The following is an 18,780-nucleotide window of genomic DNA, read 5'->3' as shown; positions in this document are numbered from 1 at the left end:
TGAATGAGACGAGGTGTTACCAGTATGCCGCGTTCAGCCCTGCGGTTGCGATCACTTGCCGCGATTGAGTTGGCGCAGCGTGCCAATCACCGACGTCAGCGCGCGGTCGAACAGCAGCCCCTCATCAAGGCTGCGCAGCGCGCCCTGCTTGAGGGCCATGGCCAATTGGCCGGCACTTTTCTCGAGGGCTTTGAGCCCGGTGCGGCTGACAAAAATATAGCGGTTGGCCGGCGCCATGATGGCCTTCAGCTTGCAACGCAGCCGGCTGCCGTCCTCCTGCTGGAACTCAAACCAGTGACCAATGTGCAACTGCTGGACCTTGAGCAACTCCGGATCATCACTGGGCAGACTCGGGATGGCGTCAGGCACCTCGCTACTGAGCGAAAACGGCTCACGCACCTCGATCAGCGTGTCCAGGCGCTCGCCTTCGAACGACTGCAGGTGCATGGCCTGCAAACGTAGAAAAAATTCGCGGGTGCTGAAGGGGTCGAACGCAGCACTGGTCAACCCATCACGCAAGGCTTTGAGCAGGCCGGGCAGCTGCTCAAGCAAGTGCCGGCCGGCCTCGGTGTCTTTTTGCAGGCTGACGCTCCAGATCAATTCGTCCATGGTGCGCACGGCCGCCTGCCATTGCACTGACTGCTCGCCCTGCTTGAGGCTGGCCAGCAACAGCACCTGGCTCCAGGCCTGCTGGATAAACTGCACCACGGACTGCGGCAACACTCGGCCCACCAACCGTCGATTGAGCACCTCGGCCACCCGCTGACGCGCGGCGTCTTTGCGCACCCGGCCTTCTTCGGCCTCACAGGTGTGCTGTTCGAGCAACTCGCTGCGGTGGCGCTCGTCGGCAGTAGAGGCACTGAACTGCGCCAGCACCTGGGGGAAAATCGCCAGGTCTTCAACGAACTCATTCAACAGCCGTTGCACCACCTGCTCAGTGCGCAGGTACAGGCTGTCACGCTGATAATCATCGCGCGGGCTCCATGTCATGGCGGCGCTGGCGATTTCATTGAGCAGACGTCGCGCCGGGTGGCTGGCGCGGCTGAAAAAACTCTTGTCCAGCACCGCCACTTTCAACAACGGAATCTGCAAGCGTGCGATCAAGGCCTTGAATACGTCAGGCACGCAGTGGTCAGTGAGGATGAACTCGAACAACAGCGCGACCAGGTTGATCACATCCTCATCGGCGTCTTCCACCACACGGGACTTGCCGCTCTTGACGCTCACGCGAGTCAGCAACTGCTCAAGCTGGTTACGCAGGTCGAAGTCGTCTTCGGCCTCGGGCTCCGGCACATATTGCTGCAGGTGGGAGAGCAGGCGCAGCAAATCGCGGGTGGCGATGGGCTGGGGTTCGGCGCTGGCTTCCAGGGTGGGCGCGACGCTGCCACGCACGGCAGCGAGCAACTTCTGCAACGCGGCGAAGGCTTGCTGGCCGTTTTCATCCATGGGCTGATCAACGGCCTGCACACTGCCTTCGCGCTGCTGCTCGCGAGCTTCACGCCCACCTGGGCGGCGTGACGGCACAGCCTTGAGCTGCGGCAAAACGCCAGTGGCAACCAGCAGTTGGTTGGCCTCGGCGTACAGTTGGTCGGCGTCACTGAGCACATACTTTTCGAACAGCTTGAGCATGATCAGCTTGACGCGAATCTCCACCCCCAGGCTGCGCCCCGCACGCAGGAAGAACTCGCACAGCAGTGCCGGGCCCAGCGGGTTATCGCGCTCATCCAGGGGGTTGCCGAGCAGCGCACCCAGGCGCGCGGTCAATTGCCCCAGCGCCAGGCCATCGCGATGGCGCACCCGGCCGAGCATGGCCTCCAGCGCGACGGCTTTTTCCAGCTCATCACTGGACGTACCCGGCGCCGCCTCATAGGACACCATCGGCACCAGGTGAAACTCACCGCGCTCGGCCTGGCCCAGGTCGATAAATGCGGCGAACAATTGCTCCATGAACACGCGCTCGAAATTCTTGCGCTTGAGGCGCAGGTCACGCATGGCTTCAAAGAAAATATGGTGGTCGACGTTGCTGCGGGCCTTGTCGGCCATTTCAAACAAGGTGTCGTCAGCGTTATCGAACAGCTCCTGCAAACCTTGCTGCAACTGCTGTGCAGCCTTGTCGCGAACCTGCAGCAACACCACCGGCAGGCGCGCGAGCGGCGATGGCGTGGCCTGTGCCCGATTGATGGGCACCACCTTTCCGTCAATGTGCATCCTGGCCTCCTGAAACGGCGGTGATGAGTTGGGGAAAAATCGGCTACAGGCCCCATCGGGCTGCAAACACCGGTTATCTCCAAGGACGTCAAAGCTATGACGCCAATCGCAAGGCGCGAGATTATCTTGCAAATGGGGGCTGTTGCGCCAGTGAACTCTGCCAATGCGCTGTAAATGAGTGGCGAGTATGGGTTCGGCGGCGCGCTGCCCCTATAATCGAGGCACTTTGTTTGTGGAGCCTGTTATGCCGAATCTCCGTCTTGCCGACCTCACCGCCGAAATCGAAGCCAACGTGCGCCGCGCACTGCTGGAGGACATCGGCAGCGGCGACATCACTGCGAAACTGATCCCGGCCGAACGGCTGGCCAAGGCCACCATCATTACTCGCGACGCAGCCGTTATCGCCGGCACGGCCTGGGTGGACGCGGTGTTCCGCCAGCTCGACCCACGGGTTGCGGTGCATTGGCAGGTGGCCGACGGTGAGCGTGTGAGCCCCAATCAAGTGCTGTTCCACCTCGAAGGCCCGGCACGCTCACTGCTGAGCGGCGAAAGGTGTGCGCTGAATTTTCTGCAGATGTTGTCAGGCGTCGCCACGCGCGCGCAGTACTTGGCGGACTTTGTCGCCAGCACTCAGGTCAAGTTGCTGGACACCCGCAAAACCCTGCCGGGCCTGCGCCTGGCGCAGAAGTACGCCGTGACTTGCGGCGGTTGCCACAACCATCGCATCGGGTTGTATGACGCGTTCCTGATCAAGGAAAACCATATCGCCGCCTGTGGCGGGATTGCCGAGGCGATTACCGCCGCCCACAAGATCGCGCCGGGCAAGCCAGTGGAAATCGAAGTGGAAAGCCTGGAGGAGCTGCGTGAAGCACTGGCGGCGGGCGCCGATATCATCATGCTCGACGAATTGAGCCTGGATGACATGCGTGAGGCCGTGCGCCTGAATGCCGGCAAGGCCAAGCTGGAAGCCAGCGGCGGGATCAATGAAACCACCTTGCTGCCTATCGCGCAGACCGGGGTGGACTACATTTCCATCGGTGCGATGACCAAGGATGTGAAGGCGGTGGATTTGTCGATGCGCCTGAGCACCTGAGCAAGCAACATCCGAGCAAAAGGAGCGAGGTTGCTCGCTCCTTCAATTTCGCGCTCAGATCGCGAGATTATTCATCCCGCAATACTCGTTCCAGTCAACGCCCAGTACCTCGGCGGCCTCCTTGTGCAAGGCCAGGCGCGCCGCTTCGAACTCTTGCGGCGTCGAGGTGTACTTGAGGGTCAGTTCCCATGGCTGCAGGCCCTGGGCCTCGGCCTCATCCTCGAAGGCCCACTGGATCTGGTCCTTTTGATCATCGGCGCTCAGGTCCTTGATCTCGTCGAGCAGTTCCGGGGATTCCGCGACGTATTTTTTGAGGGCTGCTTCGTGCCGCTGTTCCTGGGTCATTTCTTGTGTGGTCATGTTGTTCTCTTAGATCATGGAATGGGGATGCATCTGGGTCATCAAGGTTGCGCAGATACAAAAGAGTGGGCACGAATGCCGCCTCGTCTGGCCTTCAGAACCATTCTGGGATCATCTGAAAACGTTGCCTTTGAAACAGTGTCGCCGTTGAAACAGTGTTGCCTTGTGCCCGAGACAGGAGTCGAACCTGCGACCTTCGCGTTACGAGTGCGCTGCTCTACCAACTGAGCTACACGGGCGGTGGGCTAAAGCTAGCACCGCATTGGGCAGGCAGCAACAAACTCGCTGACCGCCCGGCAGGCATTACGCCCCGTCGGCGCCGCAACCCTTGGCGGCGTACTGCGCCTCGACCGTGCTGGCACAGGCCCAACCCTGGGTGGCGCTGCGCGTCAAGGTGATGGTCTTGCCCAGTACCGGCGCAGGTGCATCGAGGATTTCGCAGGTAATGGAACCGACGCCCGTGGCCACATCGCCGGTTACGGTGATCGTGCAGTTGGCAGTCGGGCTGGTGCCACCAATCAAAGGCAAGGTCGGCACAGTGCCCTGGTTAAGGGTGTCTTCAAAACCGGCCTTCAACGCCGCAATTTCAGCCAGCCCCGCCGTGAACTTGGCCTTGGCCTGGTGCTTGGTGTACATGGGCAGACCGATGGTGGCCAAAATGCCGATGATTGCCACGACGATCAACAACTCGATCAAGGTAAAGCCTTTCTGACGCATCACATTCACTCTCCAGAATAAAAACCTTATCAAGGCGCGTCCTGCGCCCCGCAGTGTGCAGCGGCGCCAGTGTACTCATCCGTGAGCGCCCAATTGTGGGTAAGACGCACATTCTGACATTTTATCGTGCGCCCACGAGCGGTCCGAATCCGTCATCTGACTAAGCTATAAATCTACGACGACCTGTGTGCGGACCTGTGCCATGAATGACGCTTCAACGATCTACGCCTGGGAAGGCACCAACCGCAAAGGCCGCCGGGTGTCCGGGCAAGCCACCGGGCATAACCTGGCACTGATCAAGGCACAGCTGCGCCAGCAGGGGATTTACCCCGGGCGCGTGCGCAAAAAGGCTTCGCACCGGCCATATTTTGCCGCGCCGATAAAACCCGCCGACATCGCGCTGTTCACGCGCCAATTGGCGACCCTGTTAAAGGCAGGCATTGCGCTGCTGCAGGCGTTCGACATCATCTGCGAAGGCTTCGAAAACCGGCAGATGCGCGCGTTGATAAAAGGCTTGAAGCAGGAGATTGCCGCCGGTAGTAGCCTGGCAGCAGCGCTGCGCAAACAGCCGCGTCACTTTGATGACTTGTATTGCAACCTGATTGCCGCAGGCGAACAGGCAGGCGCCCTGGAAACATTGCTCGAACGGGTGGCGATTCACCTGGAAAAAAGCCAGCAGCTCAAGGCGCGAATCAAAAAAGCCATGACCTACCCTATCGCCGTAATCGTCGTCGCCTGCCTGGTCAGCGCAGTTTTGCTTATTCACGTGGTGCCGCAGTTCCAGAACATCTTCGCCGGGGTAAACGGCCAACTGCCGGGCTTTACCTTGCTGGTGATTGCGCTGTCCAACTTCCTGCAGCACGCCTGGTGGATGCTTGCCTTGGGGCTGGGTATGGCAATAACTGCGCTGCGCCATGCCTATCGGGCTTACCCGGGGTTTCGTGACGGGCTGGATGCCGCTTTGTTGAACGCGCCCCTGGCTGGCACACTGCTGAGGCGCTCAGCCATCGCCCGCTACGCCCGTACACTTTCAACCACCTTTGCCGCGGGCGTGCCATTGGTGCAGGCTCTGGACTCCGTGGCAGGCGCGGCAGGCAATGGATTGTTCACAAAGGCGATCGAACATATGCGGCACGATGTATCCACAGGTGTGCCGTTGAACCAGTCCATGGCCCACAGCGGGCTGTTCCCCAGCATGGCCATCCAGATGACGGCCATCGGTGAAGAGTCGGGCACCCTGGACCTCATGCTGGAAAAAGTCGCCAACCACTATGAAGCCGATGTGGAGAACCTGGTCGATAACCTCACCAGCCTGATGGAGCCACTGATCATGGTGGTGTTGGGGGGCATTGTCGGCGCGTTGGTGATTGCGATGTATCTGCCGGTGTTCCAGTTGGGGTCGGCGTTTTGAGCCTGCTGCTGGGTGAACAACCCTGGGTCTTTGTCGGGATGGCGTTGGTGCTCGGCCTGATCGTCGGCAGCTTTCTCAACGTGCTGGTGTGGCGCCTGCCGAAGATGCTCGTGCGCGAATGGCGCGCCCAGGCCCAGGAAATACTCGGCCTGCCGGCCGACCCCGCCGGCCCTGCCTACAACCTGATGCATCCCAACTCGTGCTGTGCGCATTGCAGCCAGCCGATTCGCCCCTGGGAAAATATCCCGGTACTCAGCTACCTGCTACTCAAGGGGCGCTGCGCCCGCTGCCGCGAGTCTATCAGCGCGCGTTACCCCTTTACCGAACTGGCCTGTGCGCTGCTCTCGGCCATGGTCGCCTGGCATTTTGGCTTCGGCTGGCAAGCTGGCGCAGTGATGCTGCTGGGTTGGGGCCTGCTGGCGATGAGCCTGATCGACGTCGATCATCAACTGCTGCCGGATGTGCTGGTGTTGCCGCTGCTGTGGCTGGGGTTGATCCTCAATAGCGGCGACCTGTTGGCGACACTGCCCGATGCGCTATGGGGCGCAGTCGTAGGCTATGTGTGCCTGTGGAGCGTGTTCTGGGTGTTCAAGGTGGTCACCGGCAAGGACGGCATGGGTTATGGCGATTTCAAGCTATTGGCCCTGCTCGGTGCCTGGGGTGGTTGGCAGGTTCTGCCGATGACGCTGCTGATAGCGTCGCTGCTGGGCGTGTTCGCAGGCCTTGTCCTGATGCGTTTGCGCAAGTCCCAGGCATCGGTGCCGATGCCATTTGGCCCGTGCCTGGCAATTGCCGGCTGGATTGCATTGCTCTGGGGTGGTCAAATAACCGACTTCTATTTGCAGTCTGTCGGTTTCAGATGACCACTTGTGTCGCAACACCCTGGATTCTAGGCCTCACCGGCGGCATCGGCAGCGGTAAAAGCGCGGCCGCCCAGCACTTTATCGACCTGGGCATTGACCTGGTCGATGCCGACCATGCCGCACGCTGGGTGGTCGAACCCGGCCGGCCAGCACTCGCACGCATTGCCGAGCATTTTGGTGCAGGTGTGCTGCAGGCGGACGGCCAGTTGGACCGCGCCGCCCTGCGCAAGCTGATCTTTGAAGTTCCCGAAGAACGTCGCTGGCTGGAAGCCCTGCTGCACCCGTTGATTGGCGAAGAAATTCGCAGCCATCTGGCGCGTGCGCAATCGCCTTACGCGATCCTGGTCTCACCGCTGCTGATCGAGTCCGGCCAGTACAGCATGACCCAGCGCATCCTGGTGATCGACGTGCCGCAATCGCTGCAGATTCAGCGTACCCTGCAGCGCGACGGCATCAGCGAACAGCAGGTGCAGGCGATCCTCAAGGCTCAGTCCAGCCGTGAAGACCGTCTGAACCATGCCGATGACGTGCTGGTCAACGACAAGGACCTCGCCTGGCTGCACAGCGAGGTCGAGCGACTGCACCACTTTTACCTTACTTTGCGTGGAGGCCGATCATGAGCCAACCCTTGACCGTCGACTGCCCAACCTGCGGCGCACCCGTGGAATGGAAACCCGACAACCTCAACCGGCCGTTCTGCTCGGACCGCTGCAAGCTTATCGACCTTGGCGCCTGGGCCGCGGAAGAACACAAGATTCCGGTGAGCCCGGATGCCGAGGACGAGCTGTTCTCAGAAGACCTGCCGCCGCGCCACTAAGGCCGCATAAAGGCGTATTCCTGCTGGTCGTCGAGGTTTTCTGCAAGGTATTGCAGCTCGTCGGCCAGGTCTTCAAAACTGCGCACACCCTTGCTCTGCTGCACCACCGCACTGAGCATGGCGCGCAGGGTAAGGCCTGGGTCAAAACCGATTTCCTGTGCCGCATCCTGGCTTCTGCGCAACTCTTGCCGCGCCCATTCGTACACACTCATAGTCTGTGCCCCGCCCTGCTCAGTAAAATTTCGCAGAGCATGGGCCTGCGCGGCCGCCTGGGATTTGATCTGGATCAACGCCGCGAATCGTCATCCTTCCACGGCGCCGACAGGTAGCGCGTACGGTTGAAGGTCTCCAGCCATTCCGGGCAGAACACCACCAGGGCACTGATGACCATGCCGTTGATAAACGCCTCGGGGAAGATGATCAGCCACAGGTAACCGACGAAGTCTTCCAGCCACTCGGGCATGGCAAAACGGCCGTCAAACCACAACAATCCCAACGCCGCCAGCAGGCACAGCAGTGCCGACAGCGCTGCGGCGAAAAAGCCGGAACAGAAGATATACACAAAGGGGTTGCGCGGTTGCGCCCGCTCCACCAGCAGCGCGCAGGTCTCGGTGACCAGCACCGGCAAGCCAATCAGCAGCAAACCATTGACCCCGACCGCCGTCAGGTCCTGGCGCCCCAGCAGCACCAAACCCAATTGCGCGGCCAACCCGCCGACGATAGCCAGGGGCCAATCCAGCAGCAGGGTCACGGCGGTCATGCCGATAAAGTGGTAAGACACACCGGTGTCGAAATCCCGCCGTACCAGCCAGAGCATAAACAGGGCAAACACGGTGCCGAACAGCAAATGCTGGCGCCGCCGGTCGGCAAGCAACTCGACCCACGGTGCGCGCAGGATCGCCCACATGACCAATGGCGCGTACAACAGCCAGCCAATGATGAGCGTTTGCGGCGCCAACACTGCAGCGCTGATCACGAGCGTAATGCCTTCGCAGAAAACCTCACCACACACCTCGTCCATGCAGTTGCTGTTGAATGAGCAGTCTACACCGGCGTTTCAAAGCAAGACTTCCTGCGGTCATCAATTGGACGCTAAGCTGCCAATATGGATGACTCAGATTATTTGCGCCTGCTCACCGTAGCGGCCGAACAAGCCAATGCGTTCCTGTCCAATGCCCGCAAATGGGAGCGTGAGCGTTGGGTCTGCCAGCGCCTGCTGCAAGGCTTGAACGTGCCTTACCGTGCCGAAGAGTTTCACCCCGCCGGCCAAGAGCCGCCGGACGTGTTGTTTCGCGACGCCAGTTTCGAAGTTTTTTTCGTATTGGATGAAGGCCGGCGCCTGAACGACGAATGGCGTGATGAGTTGCTGCGGCGGCGCAGTGCGTTTTCCTTGAGCCAGTTGGTGCGACGCGAAGCCAAGCCACGGCGCATTCCGGCCCATGAATTCCTGCTGCGCCTGGCGCCGACGTTGCGCAAAAAGGCACATAACTACAAAGAACGCGGCATAGACCTGGGCGAGTTGGACCTGATTGCCTTCACCAGCCTCAAGCGTGAAGTGCTGGACCTCAACAGCCATTTTCCACCGCCCACCGAATACCTGCGCCAAGGCTGGCGCTCGCTGTCGTTGGTAGGCCCGACCTTTGCGCGCGTACTGTTTGCCCACCCGGACGCACCGGACTTCTTGCGCAACAACCTGGGGCGCAGCATAGTATTCGACGTGGGCATCAGCCTGTGACGCGGGCACCGGCTACGCTTGTGGCGAACCCGCCAACCTTCTGGCTGTAACGTGGCGCCCTTTTGCAACGTCTACCTGACGAGGCCTTTATGACCAGCCGCCTGAACCCCGATGACCAACAGCATGTCGAAGAGTACCTGCAACTCTCCCAAAACCGAGTCGAGCGCAAGCCTTTCCGGCCGTGGTTGCTCCTGGGTGTGGTGCTGTTGGTGGTGATCGGGCTCGGCCTGCTGAGCCGCCTTTTGAGTTACCTGACGCTATGAGCTGCATCGCGCTCGCGAGGGTAACTGCTCCGATTTCTTTTAGCCTTGCGAGATATCCCCATGACCCATCGTATTATTATCGTCGGCGGCGGCGCCGGCGGCCTGGAGTTGGCTACCCGCCTGGGTAAGACTCTGGGCAAGCGCGGCACCGCCAGCATCACGCTGGTGGACGCCAACCTCACCCATATCTGGAAACCGCTGCTGCACGAAGTGGCCGCCGGTTCGCTGAACTCTTCGGAAGACGAGCTCAATTACGTCGCCCAGGCCAAATGGAACCACTTCGAGTTCCAACTGGGGCGCATGAGCGGGCTTGACCGTGAACAGAAAAAAATTCAGCTGGCCGCGACCCTCGATGAAGAAGGCCGTGAACTGGTGCCTGCGCGCGTGCTGGGCTATGACAGCCTGGTGATCGCAGTCGGCAGCACCACCAACGATTTCGGCACCGAGGGCGCGGCGCAGCACTGTCTGTTCCTCGACACCCGCAAACAGGCCGAGCGCTTCCATCAACAATTGCTCAACCACTATCTGCGCGCCCATGCAGGCCAGACCGACGTGGAAGAGAACATCAGCGTCGCTATCGTCGGCGCTGGTGCGACGGGCGTCGAATTGGCCGCTGAACTGCACAACGCCGCCCATGAGCTGGCTGCCTATGGCCTGGACCGCATCAAACCGGAAAACATGCACATCACCCTGATCGAAGCCGGCCCACGGGTATTGCCCGCGCTGCCGGAGCGGATCGGCGGGCCTGTGCACAAAACCCTGGAGAAACTTGGGGTAACGGTACTGACCAACTCGGCGGTCAGCGAAGTGACCGCGGATGCCTTGATCACCAGCAGCGGCCAGGTCATTCCAGCGAGCCTCAAGGTCTGGGCTGCGGGTATCCGCGCACCGGCCTTCCTCAAGGATATTGACGGGCTGGAAACCAACCGCATCAATCAATTGCAGGTATTGCCGACGCTGCAAACCACCCGTGATGAAAACATCTTCGCCTTTGGCGACTGCGCCGCCTGCCCGCAACCGGGCACCGACCGCAATGTGCCGCCACGCGCCCAGGCCGCTCACCAGCAGGCTTCACTGTTGGCCAAGTCGCTGAAACTGCGGATCGAAGGCAAGGACCTGCCGTCCTACAAGTACACCGACTACGGTTCTCTGATCTCGCTGTCGCGTTTTTCGGCGGTGGGTAACTTGATGGGCAACCTGACGGGCAGCGTGATGCTCGAAGGCTGGCTGGCGCGGATGTTCTACGTGTCGCTGTACCGCATGCACCAGATGGCGCTGTACGGGTTCTTCCGCACGGCGATGTTGATGCTGGGCAGCAAGATTGGGCGCGGGACTGAGCCGCGGCTCAAGCTCCATTAACAACACAAACTAATGTGGGAGCTGGCTTGCCCGCGATGGCGATCGATCAGCACAAGATGCACAGGCTGATACACCGCTATCGCAGCGGTGCGACGATTCGACAAGCCAGCTCCCACATTTTTTGCGTAATATTTAAGATTTGCGCGCACAAAAAAAATCCCCGTATCTTTCGATACGAGGATTTTTAATATGGTCGGGGTAAGGGGATTCGAACTCCTGACATCCTGCTCCCAAAGCAGGCGCGCTACCGGACTGCGCTATACCCCGGTAAAAAAAAGGCGACCTCTCAGTCGCCTTCTTCGATCAGTGCTTTTGGCCTCTGATCTTAAGATTCGATTCCAGCGTTAACTGGTCTCAAAAATGGTGGGTCGTGTGGGATTCGAACCTACGACCAATTGGTTAAAAGCCAACTGCTCTACCAACTGAGCTAACGACCCAAAAAATGGTCGGGGTAAGGGGATTCGAACTCCTGACATCCTGCTCCCAAAGCAGGCGCGCTACCGGACTGCGCTATACCCCGGTTTTGAAATTGGCTCCGTGACCAGGACTCGAACCTGGGACCCAATGATTAACAGTCATTTGCTCTACCGACTGAGCTATCACGGAACTACATATTTCAAATTTACAACTTCTACTGCTTTACAACCTTCTCATCGGCTTGTCCGTATCGCTACGTTCACGTCTCTGAGGCGCGCTATTCTACAATCTTAAAAACCCCTGTCAACCCTTTAAATTGCTTTTAAGACAATGATTTGCGCTTGTTTCTGATTTCTTCTTGGGGAGAAGAAACCCGTGGGCTGACGTTGCTGCGGGGCGCACTTTACAAGCCTTTGCCTTACAGTTCAACGCCCTATCGAAAAAAAAGGCCCCGCGATGCGGGGCCTCCTCTTATCGCCTTACAGTCTGGGCTTAGTGGAAGACGATTTCGTCGTTTTCCACCGTGGCCGCCACGCTGGTCCCCGGCATGAAGCTGCCCGACAGGATCAACTGCGCCAACGGGTTCTCGATCCAGCGCTGTATCGCACGTTTCAGAGGCCGTGCGCCGTACACGGGGTCGTAACCCACCGCGATCAGCTTGTCCAACGCCTCGCTGCTCAGCTCCAGGTCAAGCTCACGCTCGGCCAGGCGGCTACGCAGACGGCCCAACTGGATCTCGGTAATACCCGCGATCTGATCCCGCGCCAGAGGCTCGAAGATCACCACTTCATCGACCCGGTTGATAAATTCCGGACGGAAGTGCGAGGTCAGCGCATCCATCACCGCAGCGCGCTGGGCCTCACGATCACCGACCAGCTCCTGGATCTGCGCCGAGCCCAGGTTAGAGGTCATCACGATCACCGTATTGCGAAAGTCCACAGTGCGCCCGTGGCTGTCCGTCAACCGGCCATCTTCCAGCACCTGCAGCAAGATGTTGAACACATCCGGGTGGGCCTTCTCGACCTCATCCAGCAGGATCACCGAGTAAGGCTTACGCCGCACGGCTTCGGTCAGGTAACCGCCTTCTTCATAGCCCACATAGCCTGGTGGAGCACCGATCAGGCGCGCCACCGAGTGTTTCTCCATGAATTCGGACATATCGATGCGCACCATGGCCTCTTCAGTATCAAAGAGGAACTCGGCCAATGCCTTGCACAGCTCGGTCTTACCCACGCCGGTTGGGCCGAGGAACATAAACGAGCCGCTCGGACGATTCGGGTCGGACAAACCGGCCCGCGAACGCCGTACCGCATTGGACACTGCCACCACGGCCTCTTCCTGGCCGATGACGCGCTGGTGCAGCAGGCTTTCCATTTTCAGCAGCTTGTCGCGCTCGCCTTCAAGCATTTTCGACACGGGAATGCCGGTCCACTTGGAGACCACTTCGGCAATTTCTTCCTCGGTCACCTTGCTGCGCAGCAGCTGATTCTCGGGCTTGCCGTGCTGGTCAACCATTTGCAGGCTGCGCTCCAGGTCCGGGATCACCCCGTACTGCAACTCGGCCATGCGGTTCAGGTCGCCTTTACGGCGCGCTGCTTCCAGTTCCTGGCGGGACTGCTCGATCTTTTGCTGGATCTGCGCAGAACCCTGCACTTCGGCTTTTTCCGAGGTCCAGATTTCTTCGAGGTCCGAATACTCGCGCTCCAAACGCAGGATTTCTTCCTGAAGTTTTTCCAGGCGTTTCTTCGCTGCGTCGTCCTCTTCTTTCTTAAGTGCCTGGGATTCAACTTTCAGCTGAATCAGGCGCCGATCCAGGCGGTCGAGCACTTCCGGCTTGGAATCGATCTCCATGCGAATGCGGCTGGCCGCTTCGTCGATGAGGTCGATGGCCTTGTCCGGCAACTGACGGTCGGTGATATAGCGATGGCTCAGTTTGGCCGCCGCAATGATCGCGCCGTCAGTGATCGCCACCTTGTGGTGCACCTCATAACGCTCTTTGAGGCCACGCAGGATGGCGATGGTGTCTTCTTCGCTCGGTTCTTCCACCAATACTTTCTGGAAGCGGCGCTCAAGGGCCGCGTCCTTTTCAATGTACTGGCGGTATTCGTTGAGCGTGGTCGCGCCAACGCAATGCAACTCACCGCGCGCCAACGCCGGCTTGAGCATGTTGCCGGCGTCCATCGAACCTTCGCCCTTGCCGGCGCCGACCATGGTGTGCAGTTCATCGATAAACAGAATGATCTGCCCTTCCTGTTTCGACAGTTCATTAAGCAGGGACTTCAGGCGTTCTTCGAACTCGCCACGGAACTTGGCACCGGCGATCAGCGAACCCATGTCCAGCGACAACAAGCGCTTGCCTTTAAGGCCGTCCGGCACTTCACCATTGATGATGCGCTGGGCCAGGCCTTCGGCAATCGCGGTCTTACCCACGCCAGGCTCACCGATCAGCACAGGGTTGTTCTTGGTGCGGCGTTGCAACACCTGGATGGTGCGACGAATTTCGTCGTCACGGCCGATCACCGGGTCCAGCTTGCCTTCTTCGGCGCGCTTGGTCAGGTCGACGGTGTATTTGTCCAGGGCCTGGCGCGACTCCTCATGATTGGGGTCATTCACCGCCTCGCCGCCACGCAGGTTGTTGATGGCGTTTTCCAGAGCTTTTTTGCTCACGCCCTGGCCCAGCAACAATTTGCCAAGCTTGCTGTTGTCGTCCATCGCGGCGAGCAGCACCAGTTCGCTGGAAATGAACTGGTCACCTTTCTGCTGGGCCAGGCGATCGGCCTGGTTAAGCAGGCGCGCCAAGTCCTGCGACATGTTCACGTCGCCGGTAGGGTTTTGGATTTTCGGCAGTTGGTCGAGCTCTTTGCTCAACTCCTTGCGCAAGCTGTTGACGTCAAAGCCCACCTGCATCAGCAAGGGTTTAATAGAACCACCTTGCTGTTCCAGGAGCGCCTGCATCAAGTGCGCAGGCTCAATCGCCGGGTGGTCGAGGCCGACCGCCAGGGATTGGGAATCCGAGAGTGCCAACTGCAATTTGCTGGTTAAACGATCAATACGCATTAGTCACCTTCCTTTTGAGCAGGCCGGAGCTAGAAATACACATCCTGAATGAAGAAACCTGCCAGATACCCTTATAGATGGGGTGGATTCTGGAAGATTCAAGCAACTGATCCTTGATGTGGATCAGCATTGACCCAAGTCAGGAGAGTCTAGCGCTCAAGCCAGATAAGGGAGGCGAACCGACCGGTGCGCGGGCTGCGACGATAGGAAAAGAAGCGTGGGTCGGTAACGGTGCATAAACCGCCACCATATACAGCGGTGACACCGCGCGCGGCCAGGCGCAGGCGCGCCAACTGGTAAATATCGGCCATGTACTTGCCGGGGTTGCGGCTAGGTACAAAGGCCTCGGCCGTGGTCGGCAATTGCTGCATGAAGGCTTCACGCACTTCGGGGCCGACCTCAAACGCTTGCGGGCCAATGGCCGGGCCTAGCCACACCAGTACTTCATCGGGCTCGGCATTCAAGCTTTCAAACGCAGCCTCCAATACACCGGCCGCCAGCCCGCGCCAACCGGCATGGGCAGCCGCCACACGTGTGCCGGCGCGGTTGCAGAACAACGCGGGCAGGCAATCGGCGGTCATTGAGGTGCAGGCAATGCCGGGTGTGCTGGTCCAACTGGCGTCGGCTTCAGCGATACGCGAAGGGTCAGCCTCCACCACGGTTATCCCGTGAACCTGGCGTAACCAGGCAGGCTGGATAGTAAAAGCGTCGGTAAGACGGCGACGATTTTCAAGGACGGCCTCAAGGCTGTCCTCGACATGATCGCCCAGATTAAGGCTGTCGAACGGCGCCAGACTGACGCCGCCCGCACGGGTGGTGACGCAGGCTTTGACTCCCGACGGCGCGGGCCAGTCAGGAATCAGCCAGTCACTCATCCTACAAACGCCTCGCGATCCTGCTTGAGCAGCGACAACAACCAGACCAGATCGTCCGGCAGAGGCGATTCCCAGCTCATCCGCTTACCGCTCGTCGGATGATCCAGCTCCAGGAAACGTGCATGCAGTGCCTGGCGCGGGAAGGTTTTCAGCGATTCAACCATGGTCTGGCTGGCCGCTGGCGGAATACGGAAGCGACCACCGTAGGCCGGATCTCCGACCAACGGGAAGTTGATGTGCGCCATATGCACGCGAATCTGGTGCGTGCGGCCGGTCTCCAGCTTCACCCGCACATGCGTGTGGGAGCGGAAACGCTCCAGCACACGGTAGTGGCTGACGGCCGGCTTGCCGCCTTCCATCACAGCCATACGCTGGCGCTGCTGGCCGTGGCGGCCGATCGGGGCGTTGATCTTGCCACCCGCCACCACCACGCCGATCACGATGCATTCGTAGATCCTGCTGACACTGCGGGCCTGCAATTGTGTGACCAACTGCGTCTGCGCCTGAATGGTCTTGGCCACCACCATCAAGCCGGTGGTGTCCTTGTCCAGGCGGTGCACGATGCCGCAGCGCGGCACGTTGACGATGTCCGGCACGTGGTGCAACAAGGCATTGAGCAAAGTGCCATCAGCGTGCCCGACCGCCGGGTGAACCACCAGGCCTGCAGGTTTGTTGATGACCAGGATGTCATCGTCTTCATAGACGATATCCAGCTCGATGTCTTGGGCGACCCATTCTCCCTGGGCTTCCTGCTCGGCAGTCAGCTCAAGAATCGCACCGCCATGGACTATGTCTCGCGGGCGGATAACCGCTCCATCCACAGTCAGGCGGCCGTCTTTGATCCAGGCGGAAAGGCGCGAGCGCGAGTGCTCAGCGAATAATTGTGCGGCGACTTGATCGAGGCGTTGGCCGCCCAATTCGGACGGCACCTCTGCGCGAAGTTCAATTTTATCGGACATGCTCAGACTAGGCGTGGCACAGCCTTTGGTTTCGGCTGCGCGCTTGTGGTTAAATACGGCGTCTTTTGCCCCGAGGCTTTCAACGGGGCGCTCATCATAACAGGACGGCCCCGCCCAAGACAGCGGCCGTCATAGGGACGCAAGCCGCCATGCAAGTGAAACACCTGCTGCTGATCGCCATCCTCGCCATGACTGCTGCTTGCTCGTCAACAAAGGAAGTCGTCGACGAAAACCTGAGCGAAGTCGAGCTGTATCAATTAGCTCAAAAAGACTTGGACAATAATAGCTACACCAGTGCCACAGCCAAGCTGAAGGCCCTGGAGTCGCGCTATCCGTTCGGGCGCTATGCCGACCAGGCACAGCTCGAGCTGATCTACGCCAACTACAAGAACGCGGAGCCGGAAGCTGCAAAATCCGCCGCCGAGCGTTTCATCCGCCTGCACCCGCAGCACCCGAACGTGGACTACGCCTACTACATGAAGGGCCTGACCTCGTTCGACCAGGATGTTGGCCTGCTGGCGCGCTTCCTGCCGCTGGACATGACCAAGCGTGACCCTGGTGCTGCCCGCGACTCCTTCAACGAGTTCGCCCAGCTCACCAGCCGCTACCCCAACAGCCGCTACTCGCCGGACGCCAAGCAGCGCATGATCTACCTGCGCAACCTGCTGGCGTCCTACGAGATTCACGTGGCCGACTACTACCTGACCCGTCAGGCGTATGTAGCTGCCGCCAACCGTGGTCGTTATGTAGTTGAGAACTTCCAGGAGACCCCATCCGTGGGTGACGGCCTGGCGGTGATGACCCAGGCTTACCAGGCATTGCACCTGGATGCATTGGCAACCACCAGCCTGGAAACCCTGAAGCTCAACTACCCGGACTCCCCAAGTCTGAAAGACGGCCAGTTCGTGCCTCGGGTAGCTGAAGCAGACAACCGTTCCTGGTTGAGCAAATACACCCTGGGCCTGATCAGTTCCCGCCCACCGTTGCCGCCGGGCGAAACCCGCGCCAACCAGGACGTGATGAAGCAGTTCCAGGACGCCAAGGAAGCCATTCCTTCGGAGCTCAAGCCGCATGACGCCAATGGCGACGTGATCGAAGAAGAAGCACCGCAGGCCCTGGGCAACAATGAAGACCGTTCGTGGTTCAGCTACATGACCTTCGGCGTGTTTGACTGATTGCACACAGCGTCATCAAGAAGGAGCCTCTCGAGGCTCCTTTTTTGTGGGCGTCTTGTTATTGCGCTGTGCGCTTGCCACGCGCTTGGCTAAACTGGCGCATTCCCTGTCGAGAAACTGCCCATCATGCTTCGTCTACTGTTCTGGATTGCCGTCATTGCTGCCGCGGTATGGTTCTGGCGCAAATTCAAAAGCCCGGCGGCTAAACAGCAACGCTCCGCCGAGCCGGGCGCGGCCCTGATGGTGCGCTGCGCCCACTGCGGCGTGCACCTGCCGCAAGATCGCGCACTCAATTCACGCCAGGAGTGGTACTGCACCCAGGCGCACCTGGAACAAGGGCCGAAATCTATTCAGCGTTGATCCGACCGGCGGGCGCATACGGCGCCGGGTCAATGATCGGGGGACGCCCCAACAGCAAGTCAGCGAACAGTTGACAGGATGCCGGCGCGAGCACCAGCCCATTGCGATAATGCCCGCAGTTGAGCCAAAGCCCTTTGAAACCGGGCACTTCACCGATGTAAGGGATACCTTCCGGTGAACCGGGGCGCAAACCGGCCCAGTGACCTACGACCTGCGCGTCTGCCAGCGCGGGAATCAACTCCACCGCCGACGCCTTGAGACTTTCCAAGGCCGACTCGGTCGGGGTCTTGTCGAACCCTTCATGCTCCAGCGTGCTGCCGATCAGAATGTGCCCGTCACGCCGCGGGATCGCATAACGCCCTTTGGCCAGCACCATGCTCGACAAAAAATCCGACGCACATTTGTACAAAATCATTTGGCCTTTGACCGGCTCCACTGGCAGCGACAGGCCCAGCTTGCCGAGTATTTCGCCGCTCCAGGCGCCCGCAGCCAGCACCACCTGATCGCCCAGGATCGGCCCCGCAGCGGTATTTACACCCACGACGTTGCCATCTTCAATAACAAACCCCTCCACTTCGCACTGCTCATGAAGGGTCACGCCCGGCAACGCCAACAGCGCAGCCTTGAGGGATTTGACCAGACGCGGGTTGCGCACATTGGCCACGTTCGCCATGTAGATCGCCTGGGAATATCCACCGCCCAGCACCGGCACGGCATCATGGGCGGCCGACACATCTACCTTGCTCAACGGGCGACCCTCTCGGGCAGCCCAAGCCAACGCTTGGGCTTCATCTTCCAGGTCCAACCAGTACAGGCCTGTGGTGTGAACCTCTGGATCAACCCCGGTGGCCGCAAACAGCCGCTCTGCCAACTGCGGGTAAAAATCCTGCGACCAATGGGCCAGTGCGGTGACCGCCGGGCTGTAGCGCCATGGATACAGCGGCGAAACAATGCCGCCACCCGCCCAGGAAGACTCCTGCCCAAGCCCCGACCGCTCCAGCAGCACCACGGCCTGCCCCTCCGTGGCCAGGTTAAACGCGGTCAACAAGCCGATGACACCGCCACCGACAATCACCACTTGCTGTTGCTTAGCCATCATTTGATCCAGCCG

At 60.0% G+C, this 18,780-nt stretch carries 19 protein-coding genes and 5 tRNA genes; 10 read left to right on the top strand and 14 right to left on the bottom strand.

Annotated features, from left to right (window positions below):
- Positions 1–51: 51 nt before the first annotated feature.
- Positions 52–2,208: a DUF1631 domain-containing protein gene (locus tag HBO41_RS15355; RefSeq protein ID WP_169986850.1), complete on the bottom strand. Its 2,157-nt coding sequence runs from the start codon at positions 2,206–2,208 to the stop codon at positions 52–54.
- A gap of 244 nt (positions 2,209–2,452) precedes the next feature.
- On the opposite strand from HBO41_RS15355, the gene nadC reads away from it, so the two are divergent.
- The gene (gene nadC / locus HBO41_RS15350) at positions 2,453–3,301 is read left to right on the top strand and encodes a carboxylating nicotinate-nucleotide diphosphorylase (RefSeq protein ID WP_169986848.1); all 849 of its coding nucleotides are present in this window, start codon (positions 2,453–2,455) and stop codon (positions 3,299–3,301) included.
- Between the two features lie 54 nt (positions 3,302–3,355).
- On the opposite strand, the gene HBO41_RS15345 is transcribed toward nadC, so the two are convergent.
- The 3 genes from HBO41_RS15345 to HBO41_RS15335 all read right to left on the bottom strand — a co-directional run bounded on the left by HBO41_RS15345 (position 3,356) and on the right by HBO41_RS15335 (position 4,378).
- Positions 3,356–3,661 carry a DUF6388 family protein gene (locus HBO41_RS15345; RefSeq protein ID WP_017134512.1) on the bottom strand — a complete coding sequence of 102 codons (306 nt, stop codon included), beginning with the start codon at positions 3,659–3,661 and terminating at the stop codon, positions 3,356–3,358.
- Between the two features lie 166 nt (positions 3,662–3,827).
- Positions 3,828–3,900 (bottom strand) — tRNA-Thr (locus tag HBO41_RS15340).
- 64 nt (positions 3,901–3,964) lie between these two features.
- A complete protein-coding gene (locus tag HBO41_RS15335) occupies positions 3,965–4,378 on the bottom strand; it encodes a pilin (RefSeq protein ID WP_099550503.1) in 414 nt (137 codons plus the stop codon).
- A 202-nt stretch (positions 4,379–4,580) separates the two neighbouring features.
- Between HBO41_RS15335 and HBO41_RS15330 the strand changes: the two genes are divergently transcribed.
- From HBO41_RS15330 to yacG, 4 genes are read left to right on the top strand one after another with little or no spacing between them, the layout of a single operon-like run.
- On the top strand, positions 4,581–5,789 hold the full coding sequence (locus tag HBO41_RS15330) for a type II secretion system F family protein (protein ID WP_169986846.1): 1,209 nt from the start codon (positions 4,581–4,583) through the stop codon (positions 5,787–5,789).
- Positions 5,786–6,652, top strand: coding sequence for an A24 family peptidase (locus HBO41_RS15325; RefSeq protein WP_275942381.1), 867 nt, complete (start codon positions 5,786–5,788; stop codon positions 6,650–6,652). The genes HBO41_RS15330 and HBO41_RS15325 overlap by 4 nt, the downstream gene beginning before the upstream one ends.
- Positions 6,649–7,272, top strand: a complete 624-nt coding sequence (coaE, locus tag HBO41_RS15320; protein ID WP_017134508.1) for a dephospho-CoA kinase — start codon at positions 6,649–6,651, stop codon at positions 7,270–7,272. Before HBO41_RS15325 ends, coaE begins: the two co-directional genes overlap by 4 nt.
- Positions 7,269–7,469 carry a DNA gyrase inhibitor YacG gene (gene yacG / locus HBO41_RS15315; RefSeq protein WP_017134507.1) on the top strand — a complete coding sequence of 67 codons (201 nt, stop codon included), beginning with the start codon at positions 7,269–7,271 and terminating at the stop codon, positions 7,467–7,469. The genes coaE and yacG overlap by 4 nt, the downstream gene beginning before the upstream one ends.
- On the opposite strand, the gene HBO41_RS15310 is transcribed toward yacG, so the two are convergent.
- Together HBO41_RS15310 and HBO41_RS15305 are read right to left on the bottom strand one after the other, a co-directional pair.
- Complete coding sequence (locus HBO41_RS15310) at positions 7,466–7,681, bottom strand: hypothetical protein (RefSeq protein ID WP_003171680.1); 216 nt, start codon at positions 7,679–7,681, stop codon at positions 7,466–7,468. The two genes, yacG and HBO41_RS15310, sit on opposite strands and share 4 nt — an antisense overlap.
- A 74-nt stretch (positions 7,682–7,755) precedes the next feature.
- Positions 7,756–8,445, bottom strand: a complete 690-nt coding sequence (locus HBO41_RS15305) for an energy-coupling factor ABC transporter permease (protein WP_169986844.1) — start codon at positions 8,443–8,445, stop codon at positions 7,756–7,758.
- Between the two features lie 129 nt (positions 8,446–8,574).
- Here HBO41_RS15305 and HBO41_RS15300 point away from each other — a divergent pair, with 129 nt between their 5' ends.
- From HBO41_RS15300 to HBO41_RS15290, 3 genes are all read left to right on the top strand, one after another.
- Entirely contained in the window at positions 8,575–9,204 is a 630-nt protein-coding gene (locus HBO41_RS15300) for a DUF1780 domain-containing protein (protein WP_017134504.1), read from the top strand.
- 89 nt (positions 9,205–9,293) lie between these two features.
- Positions 9,294–9,467 (top strand): DUF3094 family protein, encoded by a 174-nt coding sequence (locus tag HBO41_RS15295; RefSeq protein WP_017134503.1) that lies wholly within the window; start codon positions 9,294–9,296, stop codon positions 9,465–9,467.
- A 60-nt stretch (positions 9,468–9,527) separates the two neighbouring features.
- Positions 9,528–10,826, top strand: a complete 1,299-nt coding sequence (locus tag HBO41_RS15290; RefSeq protein WP_017134502.1) for an NAD(P)/FAD-dependent oxidoreductase — start codon at positions 9,528–9,530, stop codon at positions 10,824–10,826.
- A gap of 190 nt (positions 10,827–11,016) precedes the next feature.
- Here HBO41_RS15290 and HBO41_RS15285 read toward each other — a convergent pair.
- The 7 genes from HBO41_RS15285 to rluD all read right to left on the bottom strand — a co-directional run bounded on the left by HBO41_RS15285 (position 11,017) and on the right by rluD (position 16,134).
- A tRNA-Pro gene (locus HBO41_RS15285) sits at positions 11,017–11,093 on the bottom strand.
- Between the two features lie 94 nt (positions 11,094–11,187).
- A tRNA-Lys gene (locus tag HBO41_RS15280) sits at positions 11,188–11,263 on the bottom strand.
- Between the two features lie 6 nt (positions 11,264–11,269).
- Positions 11,270–11,346: transfer RNA gene (locus HBO41_RS15275), tRNA-Pro, on the bottom strand.
- A 10-nt stretch (positions 11,347–11,356) separates the two neighbouring features.
- A tRNA-Asn gene (locus HBO41_RS15270) sits at positions 11,357–11,432 on the bottom strand.
- Between the two features lie 303 nt (positions 11,433–11,735).
- The gene (gene clpB, locus HBO41_RS15265; RefSeq protein WP_017137594.1) at positions 11,736–14,300 is read right to left on the bottom strand and encodes an ATP-dependent chaperone ClpB; all 2,565 of its coding nucleotides are present in this window, start codon (positions 14,298–14,300) and stop codon (positions 11,736–11,738) included.
- A 149-nt stretch (positions 14,301–14,449) separates the two neighbouring features.
- A complete protein-coding gene (gene pgeF, locus HBO41_RS15260) occupies positions 14,450–15,175 on the bottom strand; it encodes a peptidoglycan editing factor PgeF (RefSeq protein ID WP_169986842.1) in 726 nt (241 codons plus the stop codon).
- Positions 15,172–16,134, bottom strand: coding sequence for a 23S rRNA pseudouridine(1911/1915/1917) synthase RluD (gene rluD, locus HBO41_RS15255; protein ID WP_017137596.1), 963 nt, complete (start codon positions 16,132–16,134; stop codon positions 15,172–15,174). Before rluD ends, pgeF begins: the two co-directional genes overlap by 4 nt.
- A 149-nt stretch (positions 16,135–16,283) precedes the next feature.
- Here rluD and HBO41_RS15250 point away from each other — a divergent pair, with 149 nt between their 5' ends.
- Together HBO41_RS15250 and HBO41_RS15245 are read left to right on the top strand one after the other, a co-directional pair.
- Complete coding sequence (locus tag HBO41_RS15250; protein ID WP_017137597.1) at positions 16,284–17,309, top strand: outer membrane protein assembly factor BamD; 1,026 nt, start codon at positions 16,284–16,286, stop codon at positions 17,307–17,309.
- A 126-nt stretch (positions 17,310–17,435) separates the two neighbouring features.
- Positions 17,436–17,669 (top strand): PP0621 family protein, encoded by a 234-nt coding sequence (locus HBO41_RS15245; protein ID WP_017137598.1) that lies wholly within the window; start codon positions 17,436–17,438, stop codon positions 17,667–17,669.
- On the opposite strand, the gene thiO is transcribed toward HBO41_RS15245, so the two are convergent.
- Positions 17,656–18,765 carry a glycine oxidase ThiO gene (thiO, locus tag HBO41_RS15240; protein WP_169986840.1) on the bottom strand — a complete coding sequence of 370 codons (1,110 nt, stop codon included), beginning with the start codon at positions 18,763–18,765 and terminating at the stop codon, positions 17,656–17,658. The genes HBO41_RS15245 and thiO overlap by 14 nt on opposite strands.
- Between the last annotated feature and the right edge of the window lie 15 nt (positions 18,766–18,780).

It is taken from the genome of Pseudomonas sp. WS 5146 (genome assembly GCF_012985495.1).
GTDB classification, from domain to species: Bacteria; Pseudomonadota; Gammaproteobacteria; order Pseudomonadales; family Pseudomonadaceae; genus Aquipseudomonas; species Aquipseudomonas edaphica.
This window is presented reverse-complemented; position numbering and strand designations above follow the sequence as displayed.

What these genes read in the sequence shown, in the direction of transcription:
- thiO (WP_169986840.1), bottom strand. Translation starts at nt 18,765, where the DNA reads ATGGCTAAGCAACAGCAAGTGGTGATTGTCGGTGGCGGTGTCATCGGC.
- HBO41_RS15310 (WP_003171680.1), bottom strand. Translation starts at nt 7,681, where the DNA reads ATGAGTGTGTACGAATGGGCGCGGCAAGAGTTGCGCAGAAGCCAGGAT.
- HBO41_RS15335 (WP_099550503.1), bottom strand. Translation starts at nt 4,378, where the DNA reads ATGCGTCAGAAAGGCTTTACCTTGATCGAGTTGTTGATCGTCGTGGCA.
- HBO41_RS15345 (WP_017134512.1), bottom strand. Translation starts at nt 3,661, where the DNA reads ATGACCACACAAGAAATGACCCAGGAACAGCGGCACGAAGCAGCCCTC.
- HBO41_RS15355 (WP_169986850.1), bottom strand. Translation starts at nt 2,208, where the DNA reads ATGCACATTGACGGAAAGGTGGTGCCCATCAATCGGGCACAGGCCACG.
- HBO41_RS15300 (WP_017134504.1), top strand. Translation starts at nt 8,575, where the DNA reads ATGGATGACTCAGATTATTTGCGCCTGCTCACCGTAGCGGCCGAACAA.
- clpB (WP_017137594.1), bottom strand. Translation starts at nt 14,300, where the DNA reads ATGCGTATTGATCGTTTAACCAGCAAATTGCAGTTGGCACTCTCGGAT.
- coaE (WP_017134508.1), top strand. Translation starts at nt 6,649, where the DNA reads ATGACCACTTGTGTCGCAACACCCTGGATTCTAGGCCTCACCGGCGGC.
- pgeF (WP_169986842.1), bottom strand. Translation starts at nt 15,175, where the DNA reads ATGAGTGACTGGCTGATTCCTGACTGGCCCGCGCCGTCGGGAGTCAAA.
- nadC (WP_169986848.1), top strand. Translation starts at nt 2,453, where the DNA reads ATGCCGAATCTCCGTCTTGCCGACCTCACCGCCGAAATCGAAGCCAAC.
- HBO41_RS15245 (WP_017137598.1), top strand. Translation starts at nt 17,436, where the DNA reads ATGCTTCGTCTACTGTTCTGGATTGCCGTCATTGCTGCCGCGGTATGG.
- HBO41_RS15250 (WP_017137597.1), top strand. Translation starts at nt 16,284, where the DNA reads ATGCAAGTGAAACACCTGCTGCTGATCGCCATCCTCGCCATGACTGCT.
- HBO41_RS15295 (WP_017134503.1), top strand. Translation starts at nt 9,294, where the DNA reads ATGACCAGCCGCCTGAACCCCGATGACCAACAGCATGTCGAAGAGTAC.
- yacG (WP_017134507.1), top strand. Translation starts at nt 7,269, where the DNA reads ATGAGCCAACCCTTGACCGTCGACTGCCCAACCTGCGGCGCACCCGTG.
- HBO41_RS15290 (WP_017134502.1), top strand. Translation starts at nt 9,528, where the DNA reads ATGACCCATCGTATTATTATCGTCGGCGGCGGCGCCGGCGGCCTGGAG.
- HBO41_RS15330 (WP_169986846.1), top strand. Translation starts at nt 4,581, where the DNA reads ATGAATGACGCTTCAACGATCTACGCCTGGGAAGGCACCAACCGCAAA.
- rluD (WP_017137596.1), bottom strand. Translation starts at nt 16,134, where the DNA reads ATGTCCGATAAAATTGAACTTCGCGCAGAGGTGCCGTCCGAATTGGGC.